We start from the raw sequence: 16,360 nt of genomic DNA, 5'->3' as shown, positions 1-16,360 counted from the left end.
CGCCCCCCCCCCCCCCCCCCCCCCCCACCTGTGCGTCCGGCACCGGCCGGTGCGGGCGTTCACGAGAAAGTTGCTGACTCTTCCACCACCTGCGACGTACGCTGCCGTCAACGACGACGGGACGCACCGACTCGGGGAGGGCTCATGGGCGCACACCAGCTCAGCGCCGCCCCCTGCCGCACCACGGGAGCCGGGACAGCGATACCGCACGGGCCCGCCGGGCAGCACGTCGTGGGGCACCACCGCGTGCACCACCACCATGTGGCCGTCGTCGCTCTCAGAGGCGCCTCCCCCGACGGGGACGGCGCCTCTTGTCGTCTCAGGAGGTGGATGTGCGCACGCTCGTGCTGAACGCCGGCTACGAACCGCTCGCGGTCGTGTCCTTCCGGCGGGCCCTGGTCCTGGTGCTGGCGGGGAAGGCGTCGGTCGTCCTCGCCGACGCCGATCCCGTCGTCGGCGCCACGGTGAGCCTGGAACGCCCGTCCGTCATCCTCCTGACCCGGTACGTCCGGGTGCCGCGCGGCCAGGTCGTGCCGGTGAGCCGTCGCGGGGTCCTGCGCCGCGACCACCAGCGCTGCGCCTACTGCCGCGGCCACGCCTCGACGGTGGACCACGTGATGCCGCGCAGCCGTCGGGGCCCGGACAGCTGGGAGAACCTCGTGGCGTGCTGCGTGCGCTGCAACAACGCCAAGGGCGACCGGACGCCGGAGGAGATGGGCTGGCACCTGCCCTTCCGGCCCGGTCCGCCGCGCGGGGCGTCCTGGGCGGTGCGCGGTGCCGACCAGGCCGACCCGCGGTGGGACTCCTTCCTGGCCACGGCGGCCTGAGGAAGGGGACCGACCGGCCCCGCTCACGATCGGCGGCGCTGCTGCCGATCCACTGGCGGTGGAGTGGGCGCTCATCGACCAGGACGGTCCCGTGCGGTCCGGGCGGACGCCCGACGGGACGCGGGTGCTGTGGCACCCCGCCGACGGCCCGACCTCGGCGCGGCTCACCTTCCGCGTCGGGGTCGCCGACGAGGCGTTGCCCACGCGCGGCATCACCCACCTCGTCGAACACCTCGCGCACGAGCGCATCGGCCTGCCGCTGTACGAGGCGAACGCCCACGTCGGCGTCTGGTGCACCACCTTCTCGGCCGGCGGGGAGGTCGACGACGTCACCGTCCACCTCGGCGTGCTGGGTGCGGCGCTCCACGACCTCCCCGTCGGAGGCTGCGAGGGAGAGATCGAGATCCTCCTGCTGGAGGCAGCCCGCCGAGCGCCCTCGCAGTGGGAGGACCTCCTGGTCCAGCGCTACGGTCTGCGGGGCTTGGGCCTCGCCTCCGTCGACGAGGTCGGACTGGACCTCCTGCGTCCTGAGCAGGTCGCGGAGTGGGCCCGAACAGCGTTCACCGCGTCCGGCGCCGTGCTGTCGGTCCACGGCGCCGAGCCGGGGGACGAGTGGCTGCAGCTGCCCGTGGGCCCTCCACTGCCGCCTGCCGACGCCCTCCCGCTGCCGGACCGGCGGTCGAAGTGGTTCACCACCTCGCGGCAGGCTGTCGCCCTGGGGTCGCTCGGACGGGACGAGCCGTCCACGACCGCGGCGTGGTGGTGGCTGCAGCGGCGGATGAGGCAACGGCTGCGAGTCGAGGACCGGGCCGTGTACGACGTGGACATGTCGATGTTCGCCCTGCCCCACGGTTCGATCGAACTCGCTCTGGCGGCGGTGACGGACGAGCGTCGTCTGGACGACGTGCTCGCTGCGGTGCAGGACGTCGTGGACGAGACGTGCTCCTCGACACCGACGCAGGAGGAGCTGGCAGCGCACGCGCGGTGGTTCGCCCGCTCGCGGTCGACGGACCGGTCCGCGGTGCAGGCACTGGACGATCTGGCCCGCTCGTGGCTGGTCGAGGGCACCGATCCGGCGGACCACCCCGGCGCGGCGCTCGATCCCGTGCCGTCAGGCGACGAGGTGCGACGCACTCTTGCGCGACTGCTGGATGACGCGACCTGGGAGGTTCCGGACGACTGTGAGGCGCCGTCGGGCCTGGAACCGCTGCCCGTCCTCGTGCCTGCACCGTCCCTGCTGGGGGGTCGTCGGTTCCTCAGTCGCGGTCAGCTCCAGGGCCCCGGCGCCTTGGTGCTGAGTGCGGGAGGCGTGGTGCTCGACCTCGAGGAGGGCGTCACCGCAGGCATGGCGTGGGAGGACTGCGTCGAGGTCCGCCGCAGCAGCTCCGGCGTTCGCCACCTCGTCTGCGTCGACGGGAACGTCCTCCCCGTCTACCCGGTCGACTGGCACGACAGCGACACCGTCCTCGCCGTGCTGGACGAGCTCACCCCGCCGCAGCTCGTCAGGACGATCCACGAAGACTCCGGGGACGCCGGCGCGGGGGAGTCGTCGTGGCGCGGAGCGTCATCGGACGCCCTTCTCCTCGACCCGCTGATCAGTTCCGCAGTCCCGCTGCTCCTGTCGCCGGCCATGGTGTTCTTCGGCTTGCTGCTCCTGGTGAGCTCACCCGGCACGACCCACCCCTTGGGATCGGGCTGCTTCGCCGTGGGCCTCATCTGCGCAGGGGTCTGGTGCGTGGTCGCGGTCGGCCAGCGGTGGCGTCGCAGGTGGGTCCGTTGGCGCCACCGGAGAGGACAGCGGACGGGTTCGTGAGGACAGGTCGTCAGTTGACGATCTCGGCGTTCGTTTCCCGCAGCACGGTCAGGCGTTCCGTCCACTGCTGCAACGCCTCCGGCGTCAGCCGCGTCCAGTCCTGGACCTCACGAACGACGCGCAGCGGGGCGGTGCTGCGGAACGAGCGGGTGGGGTTGCCCGGAAACTTCTTGTCCGTGACGTTCGGGTCGTCCTCGAAGGCGCCGGTGGGTTCCACCTCGTACACGTGCGGGTCGCCGCCACCGAGGACGACGGCGAGTTCGGCGGCCAACCCCGCACCGTCGCGCAGCGCCGTGAAGTACACGTGGTTCATGACCATCTCGGGCCGGTAGTTCGAGGCGCGTCCGGCCACGAGCAGGTCACCGGGGAAGACCTCGGCCTTGGTGCCGTGGAAGAAGGGGCCGTCCTCGTCGGGTTGCGTCATCCCGCCAGCGTAGAGCGGAGGAGTGGGCGGGTCAGGTCCCCGGCGTACCACACCGCTGGGGTTTCCTGGATCGGTCATCCACAAGGCTCGATGACCCCTACGCAAGGTGAAGCGTTGCGCCGCACAAAGTTACGGTCGCTTCTGCCTGTCGCCACAGGGCTTGTTCGACTATCCTGGAACACGTGACCCCCACCGTCCAGGACCGCGCAGCCGACGCCCTCACACGTCTCGCCGCCGCGCTGGACGACGTCCTCACCCTGCCCACCGGAACCCTCGACCGCGACGACGTCGACCACCTCACCCGGTCGCTCTACGCCCTCGGCAACCGCCTCGACGCCGCGAAACTCCACCTCCTGCGACGCGCCCTGGAGCACGCCCCCGGGAGTTCCGTGGTGGACCTGCTCGCGACCTCCCCGGTGAACCTGTCCCGCGCCCTGGCCCGCAAGGACGTCGCCGCCGCCCGGTACACCGACCCCGACGTTCCCTGGGACGGACGCATCGGCGGACTCGACGGGGACCGCGGTTCCCTCGCCCTCATGGGTGGGGAACTGGCGTGCGGGAACACCACCCTGGCGCACGTGCACGGCGCCGTCACCGCGTTGCAGTCCATGCCCACGCACCTGCGCCGCGGCACCATCGCGGTGCAAGTGCGCCAGGACGACGGACGGCGCGTGTGGACCACCCAGCACCGCGGTGAGGTGCTCGACGGGTTCTTCACGACCTCCATCGCCACCCGACCCCTGGGCACCGCCACGGCCCTGGTCGAGGACGTCCTGACCCTTGTCGATCCCGACCGCAGCGACCGGCACGTGCGCGACCTGGAACCGGACTCCGCCAGCCGCCGCACCCTCACCTTCACCCGCCACCACGGGATGCTGCGCATGACCGTCGACCTCGACGAAGCCGCCGCCGTCGTCGTCCGCTTCGCCGTCGAAGCCGCCGCCAGACCCCTGCCCACGGCATCAGGTGACGACACCCGCTCGGTCGGTCAACGCCGCCACGACGGGCTCGTCGACCTCGTCACCACCGGCGCCCACCACCCCGCCAGCAGCACCGACCCCGTCGTCGCGCACAAGGCCACCGTCGTCCTGCGCGCAACCCTCGACGACACCGGCGCCGTGAAGCCCGGCACCGCCACCGCCGACACCCACGGCCCCGTCACCGACGCCACCCTGCGCGCCGCCTCCTGCGACGGCGACGTCACCGTCGCGGTCATGGACCGCCTCGGCCGGCCCCGCTCCCTGCACACCCTGGACCGGCATGCCAGCGACAACCAGCGCCTCATCGTCGCCGAACGCGACCGCGGCTGCATCGCGCCGGGCTGCGGGGCCCCGGCGTGGGCCTGCCACCTGCACCACGTGGTCCACTGGTCCGACGGTGGACCCACCAGCGTCGACAACCTGGTGTTGCTCTGCGGCAGGGACCACCGAGCCCTGCACGCCGGCCGGCTGGAAGCCCGGTTCGGCGAGGACGGGTTGCCCGAGGCCAGACGCCTCCAACGGGACCTGGGGAAAGCTCATGACCCCCGGACCGTGGACGCGCAACGACCACCCCGCCCTGCTGCAGAGGACGCGGGAACTCGCCCACGCCCTCGAACAGGACGACCCGGCGGCCTGATGCGCCAGACCGGCACGGCCGTGCCGTCACGGTGCACGACCAGCGGCAACGGGGCTCCACGTCGGTGCCCGCCTTCGCGGCGATGGACGTCCAGGTGCTTGCGCGGGCCGAGAGCCTCGGTGCGGCGGCGCGACGGCAGCCCGGTCAGTCGACCCGGGCCGCCGCCGCGGCCTCGGCGAGGGCCTGCACCGCCTGCAGGGGAGCGAGGGGCAGCACGAACTCCACCTGGAACAGCGAGCCCGCGGCCAGGGCCAGCCACGACGCGCTCGTCTGCTCCTCCCACCGGCGGCGGACGTGGACGGGCGGGCTCCTGGGCGAGCGCAGCGTCGTCCAGGAGACGGCTCGTGCCTCCTCCCGCGCCTGCATCTCCGGGTCGGCGTCGCCGGGATCTCCGGGCGCCGCGAGGCTGCGGCCCCAGGTGATGCGCACCCATCCCGCGCCAGCGGGGCGGTCGTCCTCGAGGACGACCTCGCCTGCGTCGACGCCGGGTGGCGCGAACACGACGAGCACCGCGTGCCGATCGGCGCCGCCGCCCGTCGGGGGCGGCGCGGTGGCGCGGGGCACGGGGTGGTCGAGCACCTGACGCCCGCCGAAGCCGCGGACCGAGGTCGTGCAGCCTCGACGGTCCAGGGCCGGGATCCGCGGCAGCGGCACGCCGAGGTGCGCGGCGACCTCGACGGTGTCGAGGGGCGTCGTCCACTCCTGGACCGGGGCGTGGGACTTGATGTTGACCCCGCGCCGCCCCCAGTGCTGAACGAGCTGGAGGCGCTCCAGCCGCTCGGTGGTGGCGGGCGTGAGGTCGACCGCGGGCAGGAGGGTCCGCACCGGCCCATGGTGGACCACCGGCGGGCACCGCGGCCTAGGCTCGGGCGCCGTGACTGACGGCGACCCCGGCACCGACGTCTTCGGCGGCCGTACGGAGCAGTGGCGGGCGTGGCAGGACGAACCCTGGGGCCGGTTGCGGTACTCCCTCGTCGCGACGACGACCGCCCGCGCGGTGGCGCACCTGCCCGGCCCGCTGCGGATCGCCGACATCGGTGGGGGCGACGGGGCCGACGGCCTGCCCCTCGCGGGGGCCGGCCACTCGGTCACCGTCGTGGACGTCTCACCGCCCCTGCTGCGGGCCGCGGCCGACCGGTTCGCCGAGGCGGGCCTCGCGGACCGGCTGCGCACCGTCCACGCCGACCTGGACGACCTCCACGGCGGCCTCGAGGAGGCCGGCGCCTTCGACGTCGTGCTGTGCCTCGACGTGGTCCACTACCGCGCCGACGTGGCGTCCACCGTCGCCACCCTGGTGGGTCTGGTGCGGCCCGGCGGGGTCGTCTCCGTCATGGCGCCGAACCCGGCCATGGACGTCCTGTCCGCCGCGGTGCGCCGCACGGATCCGGCCGCCGCCCTCGCGGTGCTCGACGCCCTGACCGTGCACGGCGTCACGTTCGACCACCCGATGCGGCGGGTCGAGGCGGCCACGGTCGAGGCCGCGCTCGCGGAGGCGGGTTGCACGGTCCAGCACCGTTTCGGCGTCCGCTGCGTCATGGACCTCGTCGCCGACGACGAGGTCAAGCACGACCCGGAGTTCTACCGGCGCCTGGAGGAGCTCGAGACGGCGCTGTGCGAGCGGGACCCCTACCGGCTGACCGCCCGGTTCTGGCAGGTCACCGCCACGCGCGGCTGAGGTCAGAACAGCCGTCAGCCCGGCCCGTCGCCCGCCTGCGCCAGCAGGTCGCGCGCCACCTGCTCGGAGAACAGCCACTCCTGCGGGTGGTGCACCTCCTCGTCCCCGTCGTCCTCGGGCAGGTCCGGCTCGACCTCCTCGTACCCGATCGCCCGCCCGCCCACGTGGTACCCGTGGGAGGCGAACTCCGAACCGTCGGTCGAGACGCTGTGCACGACGAGGCCCGGGTGCTGACGGGACAGGGTCGCCCACACCCTCTCCGGCCCGGAGTACGCCGTCGCCACCCGGTAGACGAGGCGGTCGGGGAGGTCCTCCACCAGTTCGGAGTCCACCTCCGGCAACGACGTGCCCCACGCGGCGAGCGCCCGGTCACGGTCCCACGCGTCGAGCTCCAGGCCGGTGGGGACCGCCGCCTCCAGGCTCAGGTCGTTCGTGGGAGAACTGGGCACGGCCGGGCGGACCTGTTCGCGCACCGCGGTCAGGACGGCCGGGTCGAGGCAGAAGAACGTGACGATCGAGTCGGCGGTGTTGGCCACGACAGCAGCCTCGCAGCCCGGGCCCGGCGACGGCCAGCGCTCGTGCGGCTCCTCGCGCGGAAAACGGGAGGCCGACGGGTGCCGGGCATGGCTAGCGTCGATCGGCGGCGCACGTCCGCTGCCCGCCCGTCCCGCTGCCCGAGAGGAACCCCTGTGCCCGCGCCCACCCTGTCCTGGCGTCGTCTGGCCGGCCGGCCCGCGACCCTCGCCGCGGTGCTGGGCGTGCTGGCGGCGGTCGCGGAGACGTTGAGCACCGTCCTCACCGGACGGCTCGCGGCCGGTCCGACGGTGGGACTGCTCGTCGCCCTCGGCGTCGTGGTCCTGACCGCGAGCGCCGGCGACACCCTCGGCCGGGTGGCCCTCGCCACAGGGGTCGGCCGCGCGGAGGGCGGGCTGCGCGCCGACCTCCTCCGGGCCGCCTTCGCGCAACCCGTTCCGGCACTGGGGGAGCAGGCCGTCGGGGAGGTCATCGACCGCGTCGACGACGACCCGCGCCAGCTGGCCCGGCTCGTCCGGGAGGCGCTGTGGGACCTGTGGCGCGGCGGCGTCCGCTGCCTGCTCGGCTGGGTGGTCGCGGGGCTCGTCTGGTGGCCCGCGTGGATCGTCTTCCCCCTCGTGGCCGTCGTCGTGTTCTGCTCCGTCCGGCGCCTGGCGGCCGTCCTGGTGGAGCGGAAGGTCGCCGAGGAGGTCGCCTGGACCGAGCACGCGGCCCAGTTCGAGGAGGCCGTCGCCGGGCGCGACGACATCCGGGCCAGCCTCGGCGCCCCGCACGTCGTCCGCCGCTACGCCGTCCTGGCCGCTGGGGTGCTCGACCGTGTCCGGGCCACGACGAAGGTCTCGGCCGTCGTGGCGCGGCGCACGATCCTGGCGCTGTCGCTCCTGTGCTCCGCGCTCGTCGTGGGCGGCGTCGCGCTCGTGGGCGACGGACGGCTCGGCGTCGCGCAGCTCGTCACGGTGTTCCTGCTCTGCTCGGGGTTCGCCGGGGACCTGAACCAGATCGCCGAACGACTTCCCGAGGTGCAGGCCGGACTCGGTGCGGTGCAGCGCATCCGGGCCCTGCTGGGGTCCCCGTCCGAACCCGTGGGCGGCCGGCCCGCGCCCGCCGGGGTCGTCGGGGTCGAGTTCCGCGGCGTCGACTTCGCCCATCCCGGCGGTTTCGCGCTGCACGACGTCACGTTCGCGGTCCCGGCCGGCACGACCTGCGCGCTCGTGGGGCGCAGCGGGTCGGGCAAGTCCACGCTCGCGGCCCTGCTGTCCCGCGCCCTGGAACCCGCCCCGGGGCAGGTGCACCTCGGCGGCGTCGACGTCACCGAGCTGGACCTGCAGGCGTTGCGCCGGTCCGTCGGCGTCGTCACCCAGCGGACCGAACTGATCGCCGGGACGCTGGCCGAGAACATCACGCTGGGGGCCGACGTCGACCCCGACCGCGTCCGGTCGGCCGTGGAGTCCCTCGGCCTGCGGGACTGGGTCGACGGCCTGCCCGACGGCCTGCAGACCCGCCTCGGCCCCGGCGGCAGCACCCTGTCGGCGGGGGAGGAGCAGCTCGTCGCGTTCGCCCGGCTGCTCGTGCGGGACGTCCGCGTCGTCGTCCTCGACGAGGCGACCGCGCGCATGGACCCCGTCACCGAGCACCGCGTCACGGCCGCCGCCGAGCAGCTGCTCGCCGGCCGGACGGGCCTGCTCATCGCCCACCGCCTGTCCACGACCGCCCGGGCCGACCACGTCGCCGTGCTCGACGGGGGCCGGCTCGTCCAGCACGGCCCGCGGTCCGAGCTCGCCGCGACGCCGGGCCCGTTCGCGGACCTGCTGCGGGCCGGCGGAGCTGAGGAGCTGGACCCCGTGCACCACGCCGGGGAGGTCCTGTCCAGCCGCCCTCGCCGCCCTCGCCCCGAGCCGGCTGCTCAGGAGCGTCCCCGGCTCGTGCGGGCCGTCGCGACCGCGATCACCCGCCACCTGCGGTGGGGTCTGCTCGGCGCCGTCCTGTTCGCCCTCTGCTCCGTCCTCGGCACCTACGGCGCCGTCGCGGGCTGGCTGTGGGGGCTCGTCGTGCAGGGGCTGCAGACCGGCGCGCCGCGGGCGCAGGTGTGGTGGCCCATGGCCGGGCTCGTGACGAGCCTCGTGTCCGTGCCCTTCCTGCTCACCGCGGCCCTGCGCGTGTACCCGTTGTGGTGGAACGTGATCACCCTCAACGCCCGGCTCGCCGTGCTGCGCGGGCAGACCCGTCAGCACCGGCTCGCCCGCGTGCCCGCGGGGGAGGTGACGGCCCGCAGCCTGGACTCGGACCGGTTCGTCCTCTACGTCGACCGCTGCGTCGACGTCGTCATCGGGGCCTTCGTCGTCACCGTCACCTCCGTCGTCGCGCGGGACGTCACCGCGGGGGCGGTCGTCGCGCTCGTCATGGCCGGCTCGGCCCTCGTCTCCGTCGCCGGCGCGCCCGTGGCGGGCCGACGGGGACGCGACGCCGGGGACGCCCGCGCCGTCTTCGGCCGCGACCTCGGCTCCGCCGTCGACGCGGCCCGGACGGTCAAGCTCGCCGCCGCGGTGCCGGACGTCCTGCGCCACCTCGTCGAGGTCGACCGGCGGCGCGTGCTGGCCTCGGTGCGCGAGCTGCGCGTGCGCGCCCTGCTCGAGGGCGTGCCGGGCGTCCTCGTCCAGCTGGGGATCGTCGCGACCTGGGCCCTGCACCTGGCCGGCTGGTGGTCGCTCGCCGACGCGCTCCTCGTCGCCACCGCCGTCGCGGGCGCCTCCTACTACGGCACGGTCTCCGGTGCCGTCATCACCGAGGCGCCCGTCGCGCGGGACTGGCTGCGGGCCGTCACCGCGCTCGCGGGCACGCCGGACGTCGTGCGGGTCCCGGCCGGGATCGACCTCGTCCACGGCACGGCCCCGGCGCCGCCGACCCCGCCGCGCACGCCGCTGCGGCACGTCGACCTCGACCACCTCACGGCCGTCCACGACGACGGGACCGTCGGCGTCCAGGACGTCGACCTGCGCGTGGAGGCGGGGGAGCTCGTCCTGCTCACCGGCCGCGTGGGGGCGGGCAAGTCGAGCCTGCTCGCCGCGCTGGCCGGGCTCGTGGACCACGAGGGGACGGTGCGCTGGAACGGGGTCGCGGTGCAGGACCCGCAGACGTTCCTGCGGCCGGGGCAGGTCAGCTACGTCGCGCAGGTCCCGCGCGTGCTGTCCGGCAGCTTCGACGACAACGTCGCGCTCGACCACGAGCTGGCCCGGTCCCTGGCCGACGACGCCGTGGCCGACGCGCGCATGACGCGGGACGTCGCCGCGGCCGGCGGCCGGCACGCGCTCGTCGGGCACCGCGGGGTGCGGCTCTCCGGAGGGCAGGTCCAGCGGCTCGCCCTGGCCCGGGCGCTGGCCTCCGGCGCGGACCTGCTCGTCGCCGACGACGTGTCCTCGGCCCTGGACGCGCGCACCGAGCTCGAGCTGTGGGAGGCGTTGCGCGACCGCGGGACGACCGTCGTCGGGGCCTCCTCGAAGCGCTCGGCGCTGCTGGTGGCGGACCGCGTCGTGGTGCTGGCCGACGGGCGGGTGCAGGCCGTCGGCCCGTGGAAGGAGCTGGAGGCGGACTGGGGTCACCTGGCGGGCTGACGCCGGCCGCCGGGACGGCGACGGAGGGAGGACGCGCGGGGTCCGGACGGGTGCGAGGCTGGGGGCATGTCGGACTCCCAGAACCAGAACGAGAACAGGCGGCAGGGCGAGTCGATCGACGCGGTCCTGCGCGGACTCCTCAAGCAGGGCAGGCTCGACCCCACGGCCGAGCGCCTCGCCGAGCAGGGCATCGACCGGCTCCGGTCGTTCCTCGGCAGCACCCCCGGCGCCGGGACCAGCGCGGACACCCCGGCCGCCTCGGACGTGCAGGACGTGCAGGACGTGCAGGACGCCGAGGTCGTCACCGCCGGCCGCGAGATGCTCATGCACACCATCCCGCTGCCCGACGGCACCCGCGTGGAGGTGCTCGTCCCCGAGCGCCTCACCCACGCCGAGGCCGACCGCATCGCCGCGGTGCTCAGCGCGCTGGCCGTCGACGAGTGAGCCCCCTCGTGTCGGAGATGGAGCCCGAGGTGGAACCCGAGGTCGTCGAGGTCACCGGCGTCGTGCGGCTCGGCCAGTTCCTCAAGCTCGCCGGGGCCGTCGAGACCGGCGGGCAGGCCCGGGAGGCGCTGCTGGCCGGGGACGTCACCGTCAACGAGGAGGTCGAGGAGCGCCGGGGTCGTCAGCTCTCCGACGGGGACCTCGTCGAGCTGGGCGGCGGCGCCTGGACCGTGCACGTCATGGGCTGAGCCGGCCCACCGGTCGGACTCAGCGGCCCAGGGCGTCGATCGCCGCGACCTCGTCCTCGCTCAGCGCGAACCCCTCGACGTCGCGGTTGCGCGCCTGCCGGTCGCGGTCCCCGGACTTGGGGATGACGACGACCCCGTGCTGCACGTGCCAGCGCACGACGACCTGCTCGACGCTCACGCCGTGCCGCTCGGCGGCCGCCCGCAACGGCTCCGCGGTGCGGTCGGTGGCCTTGAAGGGGGAGTAGCCCTCCAGGACGACCCCGCGGTCGCGGTGGGCGGCGACCAGGTCGGCGTCGTGCAGCGCCGGACCCCACTTCACCTGGTTCACGGCCGGGGTGACGCCCGTGGCCTGCGTCAGCTCGTCGAGTTGGGCGAGCGAGTAGTTCGAGACGCCGACGGCGCGGACGCGGCCCGCCTCGCGGGCGGCGACCATCCGCTCCCACACGTCGGGACGGGCCTGCCCTCCCGGCGGCCAGTGGATGAGCCAGAGGTCCAGCACGTCGACGCGGAGCAGGCGCAGGCTGCGCTCGAGGAACTCGTCCTCGCGGCCCGCGTGCTCGTGGTGCAGCTTCGTGGTGATCCGGACGTCGGGCAGCGCCGCGTCGGCGACGGCGCGACCCACCTCGTCCTCGTTCTCGTACATCGTCGCGGTGTCCAGCAGCCGGTACCCGACGTCGAGGGCGTCGCGCAGGGACCGGTACCCGGCGTCGCCGCGCAGGCCGTAGGTGCCGAGGCCGACGAGCGGCAGGTCGAGGGTGCCGTCGACGGTGCGGACGGGCACGCGCAGGGCGGTGGTCGCGGGGGAGTCGCTCACCTGCGCGACGCTACGTCCGGTCGGCACCGCCCGCAGCGGCGAGCACCGCCTCCGCGACCGCCTCCGGGCGCAGTTCGGGGATCCAGTGGCCCGTGTCGAGCTCGACCCGGCGCAAGGGTGCCCGGACGAACTCCGCGGTCCGCTCGACCGCGGCCGCGGAGTAGAAGGGGTCCCGGGCGCCGTGCAGGTACGTCGTCGGGACGCGCACACGGCCGACGCCGGAGGCGAACGGCAGCGCCCGGTACCAGCCGAGCGCGGCGCGCAGGGCGCCGGGCGCACTGTGCCGGCGCGCGTACCCCGCGGCCAGGTCGGCCGGCAACCCGCTGCGCCGCAACGACGCTCCGAGCAGCCGTCCCCCGCCGGCCGTCAGCAGCGCCTCGGGCAGCACCGGCACCTGGAAGGCCCCGACGTACGCCGAGCGCCACGCCTGCGATGAGCTCGTCACCGCGGCGCGGTAGGCGGCCGGGTGGGCCTGGGAGAGCACGGTGAGCGAGGCGAGGCGTTCCGGGTGGGCGGCCGCGACCGCCCACGCGACGACCCCGCCCCAGTCGTGGCCGACGAGGTGGACGGGCCTGGGCAGGACGTCGAGCAGCGCGACGACGTCGGCGACGAGCTCCGGCAGCGCGTAGTCGCGGCGCCGCGACGGTCGGGCTCCGGCGCCGTAGCCCCGCTGCTCGGGCACCAGCACGCGCAGACCGGCCGCCGTCAGCAGGGGGACGACGGCGTCGTACGCCTCCGGCCCCTGCGGGAAGCCGTGCAGGCAGACGACCACGGCCCCGTCCTCACGTGCGGAGGCGGGGCCGTGGTCGTCGACGCGGAAGTGCAGGCCGGCGCGGGTGAAGGAGTCCACCGGGCCAGTGTCCTCGCGGCCCGCTCAGTCCTTCAGACCGGCGTTCATGTCGGCGTTCATGACGTAGCGCTGGAACACGAGGTAGAGGACGACGAGCGGGACGATCGAGATGACCGAGGCGCCCAGCAGCACCGACCAGTTGACGTTCTGCGCCCCGACGATGCTCTGGATGCCGATCTGCAGCGTGAACTTGCTCGGGTCGTTGAGGACGATGAGCGGCCAGATGTAGTCGTTCCACCGCCACTGGAAGGAGAAGATCGCCAGCGTCACCATGATCGGCCGGGCGATCGGCAGCATGACGCGGACGAACGTCGTCAGCTCGTTCGAGCCGTCGATGCGCGCGGCCTCGAGCAGCTCGTTCGGGACGGTGGAGAAGAACTGCCGGAACATGAAGCACCCGGTCGCCGTGATGATCGAGGGGACGACGATGCCGGCGAGGTGGTTGTACAGCCCGAGGTCGCGGATGACGAGGAACGACGGCGACAGGATGACCTCGGTCGGCAGCATCGTCGTGGCGAGGATGCAGAGGAAGAACGCCTTCAGCCACCAGTTCTGGTACTTGGCCAGGGCGTACCCCGTCATGGCGCTCGCGAGCACGGTCAGCACGGTCGTGCTGACGGCCACGATGAGCGTGTTCGTGAAGTACCCGGCGAAGTTGAAGCTGGTCCACGCCTGCTCGTACCCGGCGAACGTCCAGGTCTTGGGCAGCATGGTCAGCGGATACGAGAAGAGGTCGCCCGCCGGCTTGAACGAGGACAGCACGAACCACAGGACCGGGAAGCCGTAGAGCACGGCGAGCAGCCACAGCAGGACCGTGGCGCCGACGGTGCGGACGGGCGAACCGCCCTCGCGCTCGAGGGTGCTGCGGCGCAGGGCCGGCGCCGTGGGGCGGGGCAGCGAGGAGAGGGCCATCTCAGGCCTCCTTGCGTCGGTTGACGAGGACCTGGAGCAGGGCGATGGCCATGAGCACTGCCATGAGGACGAACGAGGCGGCGCTGGCGTAGCCGATCTGGCCCTGCTGGAAGCCCGTGCGGAAGATGTACTGGACGACGAGGTTGTTCTCGGTGCCCGGCCCACCGCCGTTGAGGGACTGCAGCAACGCGTACTCCTTCATGGCACCGAGGCTGCCGAGGAGGATGACGATGAACGACGTCGGCGCGATGCTCGGCAGGGTGATGTAGCGGAACCGCTGCCAGGGCGAGGCCCCGTCGATCGAGGCGGCCTCGTAGTAGGAGGTCGGGACGTTCCGCAGGGCCGCGACGAACAGCAGCATGTTGAAGGCGGTCCCGCCCCAGGCTCCGGCGATGGCGACGATGACCAGCGACAGGTCGGCGTTGGACTGCCACGGGACGGCCGAGCCGCCCAGGGAGGTGATGAGGTAGTTCACCAGCCCGAAGTTCTCCCCGAAGATCCACCGCCAGATGACGCCGGCGACGATGGGGGAGATGAGCCAGGGGATGAAGAACAGCACGCGGGCGACGGTCTTGCCCTTGGCGTGCGGGCTCGTCAGCAGCGTCGCCATCGTCAGCGACAGCACGTAGTTCAGCGGCACCGCCATGACGGCGAACAGGACCGTGCGGCCGAAGGCCGAGTAGAACGCGGCGTCCCCGAACAGCTTCTCGTAGTTGGCCAGGCCCACCCACGGGGCCGACCCGACCCCGGTGTAGCTGGTGAAGGAGTAGTACAGCCCCGTCACCGCGGGCCAGACGAAGAAGAGGAAGAACAGCACCACGTTGACGCCGACGAACAGCAGTGGCGCGAGGCGGTAGCGCGCCGCACGGCGGCGGCTGGCGCGGCCGGCGGAGGGCTGCGGCGCCCGCACGAGGGCGGCGGGGTCGGTCCCGACCGCGGCGGGGACCGGACCCGGTGCGCTGGGGGTCATGGAACCTCCTGGGGTGGTGGTCCCGGACCCGGGGGGCGACCCGGGTCCGGTCGGGTGACGTCAGGCGATCTGCTCGTTGAGCAGCTTGACGATGTTGTCCACCGTCTGCTGCACGGTCTGCTGACCGTTGATGGCCTTGCCCATCTCGTCCTTGGTGGGGTCGGTCGTGATGGCCTTGCCCGCCAGGGTGAGCTTCTCACCCGCGTCGCTGCCGGAGGTGGAGATCGGGTCGGCGAGCTCGATCTCCTTCTGGTAGAGCGCGTAGCCGTCGAGGGCGGCCTGGTTGGTGCCCGGGTAGGCGATGTCCAGCCCGGTCTCCACCGGCAGCCAGCCGTTGGTGGCCGCGACCTTGGCGTAGTTCGTCGGGTCGTAGAGGAACTCGACGAACTTCATCGCCGCGTCCTTGGTGTCGCCGTTGTCGAAGGCGACGATCTTCCCGCCGGTGTTGATGTCGGTCGCCTGCGTCGGCTGGGCCGGGGTCGGGACGGCGGCCCACTCGAACTGCGTGATGCTCTCGGCGAAGTCGGCGACCTGCCAGACGCCGGAGAAGTACGCCACGACCTGACCGCTCTTGAACAGGGCGTTCGGGTCGGCGCCCGACGTCCACACCGACTTGGGCATGACCACGTCGTCGTTGATGTCCACGAACTTCTGCAGCACCTCGACCGTCGCGTCGTCGACGGAGTACTCGGTGCCCTCGGAGTTCAGCTGGAAGCCCTTGGCCCCGTGCTCGTAGACGAACGCGCGGATGCGGGCGGGGGAGGCGTCGTAGACGAGGTCGTACTTCGCCCCGGTCGCGGTGCGGACCTGCGTGGCGGCCGCGAGGAACGCGTCCCACGTCCAGGTGCTCGCGGGGTCCGTCGGGTAGGCGACGCCCGCCTTCTGGAACAACGAGGCGTTGATGAACAGGCCGGCGGCGGTGATGTCGGAGGGGATCGTGAGGATCTTGCCGTCGTCGGTCTTCTGGTACAGCTTCTCGTCGATCTTGTTCGTCGAGCTGGTCGCCACGGCCGTCAGGTCCTGCAGCTTGTTCGTCCAGATCGGGTCCAGCGACGGCGCGCTGGCGACGTCCGGCAGCGAGTCGGCCTGGGCGGCCTGGCGCAGCTTGGTCTGGTAGCCGTCGTAGGGGACGTTGACGATCTCGACCGTGATGCCCTGCTTCGTCTTGAACTCGTCGGCGAGGTCGTAGTAGCCCTTCGCCTGCGCGTCGCTGGCCGAGAGCCAGAAGCTGATCTTCTTCGCGTCGCCGCCTCCGCTGCCCGACGCGGAGTCCCCTCCGCCGCAGGCGGTCAGGGCGCCACCCGCGGCAGCGGCCGCGAGGGAGCCGAGGAGGACGGACCGTCGGCTGGTGCTGTTCTGGCTCATGGTTGGACTTCCTCGTCTCCCGGTCCCCAGCCGCCTCCTGCGGACCCGTTCCGGACCGGTCGTCCAGAGCGCGTCGAGGTGGCGGCACCGCCGTTCCTGCGGTGTCCAGGACGGTAAGTGGAAAGGGCTTACCGGGTCAAGGCTCGACGCCGCTCGTCGTCCGGATGACTTCACGTCAGGTCATGTGCACGCTAACGTCACGGTTCCTGACGCCGGGTCGCGGCTCCCGAGCCGCCCGCGTCCGCTCACCCCACCCCGT

The 16,360-nt window shown here is 73.4% G+C and carries 15 protein-coding genes; 6 read left to right on the top strand and 9 right to left on the bottom strand.

The window, feature by feature from the left end; all coding sequences use genetic code 11:
* The first annotated feature begins 332 nt into the window (after window positions 1–332).
* Window positions 333–827 (top strand): HNH endonuclease, encoded by a 495-nt coding sequence (locus AB1207_RS22835; RefSeq protein ID WP_367640980.1) that lies wholly within the window; start codon window positions 333–335, stop codon window positions 825–827.
* Between the two features lie 58 nt (window positions 828–885).
* Window positions 886–2,640 carry a peptidase M16 family protein gene (locus AB1207_RS22830; protein WP_367640978.1) on the top strand — a complete coding sequence of 585 codons (1,755 nt, stop codon included), beginning with the start codon at window positions 886–888 and terminating at the stop codon, window positions 2,638–2,640.
* A 10-nt stretch (window positions 2,641–2,650) separates the two neighbouring features.
* On the opposite strand, the gene arr is transcribed toward AB1207_RS22830, so the two are convergent.
* The 3 genes from arr to AB1207_RS22815 form a co-directional block, all read right to left on the bottom strand.
* Window positions 2,651–3,064, bottom strand: a complete 414-nt coding sequence (gene arr, locus AB1207_RS22825) for an NAD(+)--rifampin ADP-ribosyltransferase (RefSeq protein WP_367640977.1) — start codon at window positions 3,062–3,064, stop codon at window positions 2,651–2,653.
* A 962-nt stretch (window positions 3,065–4,026) separates the two neighbouring features.
* Window positions 4,027–4,431, bottom strand: coding sequence for a hypothetical protein (locus tag AB1207_RS22820; RefSeq protein ID WP_367640991.1), 405 nt, complete (start codon window positions 4,429–4,431; stop codon window positions 4,027–4,029).
* 394 nt (window positions 4,432–4,825) lie between these two features.
* Window positions 4,826–5,506 carry a hypothetical protein gene (locus AB1207_RS22815; protein ID WP_367640989.1) on the bottom strand — a complete coding sequence of 227 codons (681 nt, stop codon included), beginning with the start codon at window positions 5,504–5,506 and terminating at the stop codon, window positions 4,826–4,828.
* Window positions 5,507–5,555: 49 nt separating this feature from the next.
* Here AB1207_RS22815 and AB1207_RS22810 point away from each other — a divergent pair, with 49 nt between their 5' ends.
* Window positions 5,556–6,356: a methyltransferase gene (locus AB1207_RS22810; RefSeq protein WP_367640975.1), complete on the top strand. Its 801-nt coding sequence runs from the start codon at window positions 5,556–5,558 to the stop codon at window positions 6,354–6,356.
* 14 nt (window positions 6,357–6,370) lie between these two features.
* On the opposite strand, the gene AB1207_RS22805 is transcribed toward AB1207_RS22810, so the two are convergent.
* Entirely contained in the window at window positions 6,371–6,892 is a 522-nt protein-coding gene (locus AB1207_RS22805) for a hypothetical protein (protein ID WP_367640973.1), read from the bottom strand.
* A gap of 153 nt (window positions 6,893–7,045) precedes the next feature.
* Here AB1207_RS22805 and AB1207_RS22800 point away from each other — a divergent pair, with 153 nt between their 5' ends.
* The 3 genes from AB1207_RS22800 (at window position 7,046) to AB1207_RS22790 (ending at window position 11,190) form a co-directional block, all read left to right on the top strand.
* Window positions 7,046–10,498 carry an ATP-binding cassette domain-containing protein gene (locus AB1207_RS22800; protein ID WP_367640972.1) on the top strand — a complete coding sequence of 1,151 codons (3,453 nt, stop codon included), beginning with the start codon at window positions 7,046–7,048 and terminating at the stop codon, window positions 10,496–10,498.
* A gap of 66 nt (window positions 10,499–10,564) precedes the next feature.
* Window positions 10,565–10,942: a hypothetical protein gene (locus tag AB1207_RS22795; RefSeq protein WP_367640970.1), complete on the top strand. Its 378-nt coding sequence runs from the start codon at window positions 10,565–10,567 to the stop codon at window positions 10,940–10,942.
* A gap of 17 nt (window positions 10,943–10,959) precedes the next feature.
* The gene (locus tag AB1207_RS22790; RefSeq protein ID WP_367640988.1) at window positions 10,960–11,190 is read left to right on the top strand and encodes an RNA-binding S4 domain-containing protein; all 231 of its coding nucleotides are present in this window, start codon (window positions 10,960–10,962) and stop codon (window positions 11,188–11,190) included.
* Between the two features lie 19 nt (window positions 11,191–11,209).
* On the opposite strand, the gene AB1207_RS22785 is transcribed toward AB1207_RS22790, so the two are convergent.
* The 5 genes from AB1207_RS22785 to AB1207_RS22765 are packed head-to-tail and all read right to left on the bottom strand — an operon-like array spanning window position 11,210 to window position 16,101.
* Window positions 11,210–12,004 carry an aldo/keto reductase gene (locus AB1207_RS22785; protein WP_367640969.1) on the bottom strand — a complete coding sequence of 265 codons (795 nt, stop codon included), beginning with the start codon at window positions 12,002–12,004 and terminating at the stop codon, window positions 11,210–11,212.
* Between the two features lie 10 nt (window positions 12,005–12,014).
* On the bottom strand, window positions 12,015–12,854 hold the full coding sequence (locus AB1207_RS22780) for an alpha/beta fold hydrolase (RefSeq protein WP_367640968.1): 840 nt from the start codon (window positions 12,852–12,854) through the stop codon (window positions 12,015–12,017).
* A 24-nt stretch (window positions 12,855–12,878) separates the two neighbouring features.
* The gene (locus AB1207_RS22775; RefSeq protein ID WP_367640967.1) at window positions 12,879–13,766 is read right to left on the bottom strand and encodes a carbohydrate ABC transporter permease; all 888 of its coding nucleotides are present in this window, start codon (window positions 13,764–13,766) and stop codon (window positions 12,879–12,881) included.
* 1 nt (window position 13,767) lies between these two features.
* Entirely contained in the window at window positions 13,768–14,736 is a 969-nt protein-coding gene (locus tag AB1207_RS22770) for a carbohydrate ABC transporter permease (RefSeq protein ID WP_367640966.1), read from the bottom strand.
* A 60-nt stretch (window positions 14,737–14,796) separates the two neighbouring features.
* Window positions 14,797–16,101, bottom strand: a complete 1,305-nt coding sequence (locus AB1207_RS22765) for an extracellular solute-binding protein (protein ID WP_367640964.1) — start codon at window positions 16,099–16,101, stop codon at window positions 14,797–14,799.
* Window positions 16,102–16,360: the final 259 nt, after the last annotated feature.

Source organism: Kineococcus endophyticus (genome assembly GCF_040796495.1).
GTDB classification, from domain to species: Bacteria; Actinomycetota; Actinomycetes; order Actinomycetales; family Kineococcaceae; genus Kineococcus; species Kineococcus endophyticus.
The sequence above is the reverse complement of the archived record's forward strand: the minus strand, read 5'-3'. Positions and strand labels throughout refer to the sequence as shown.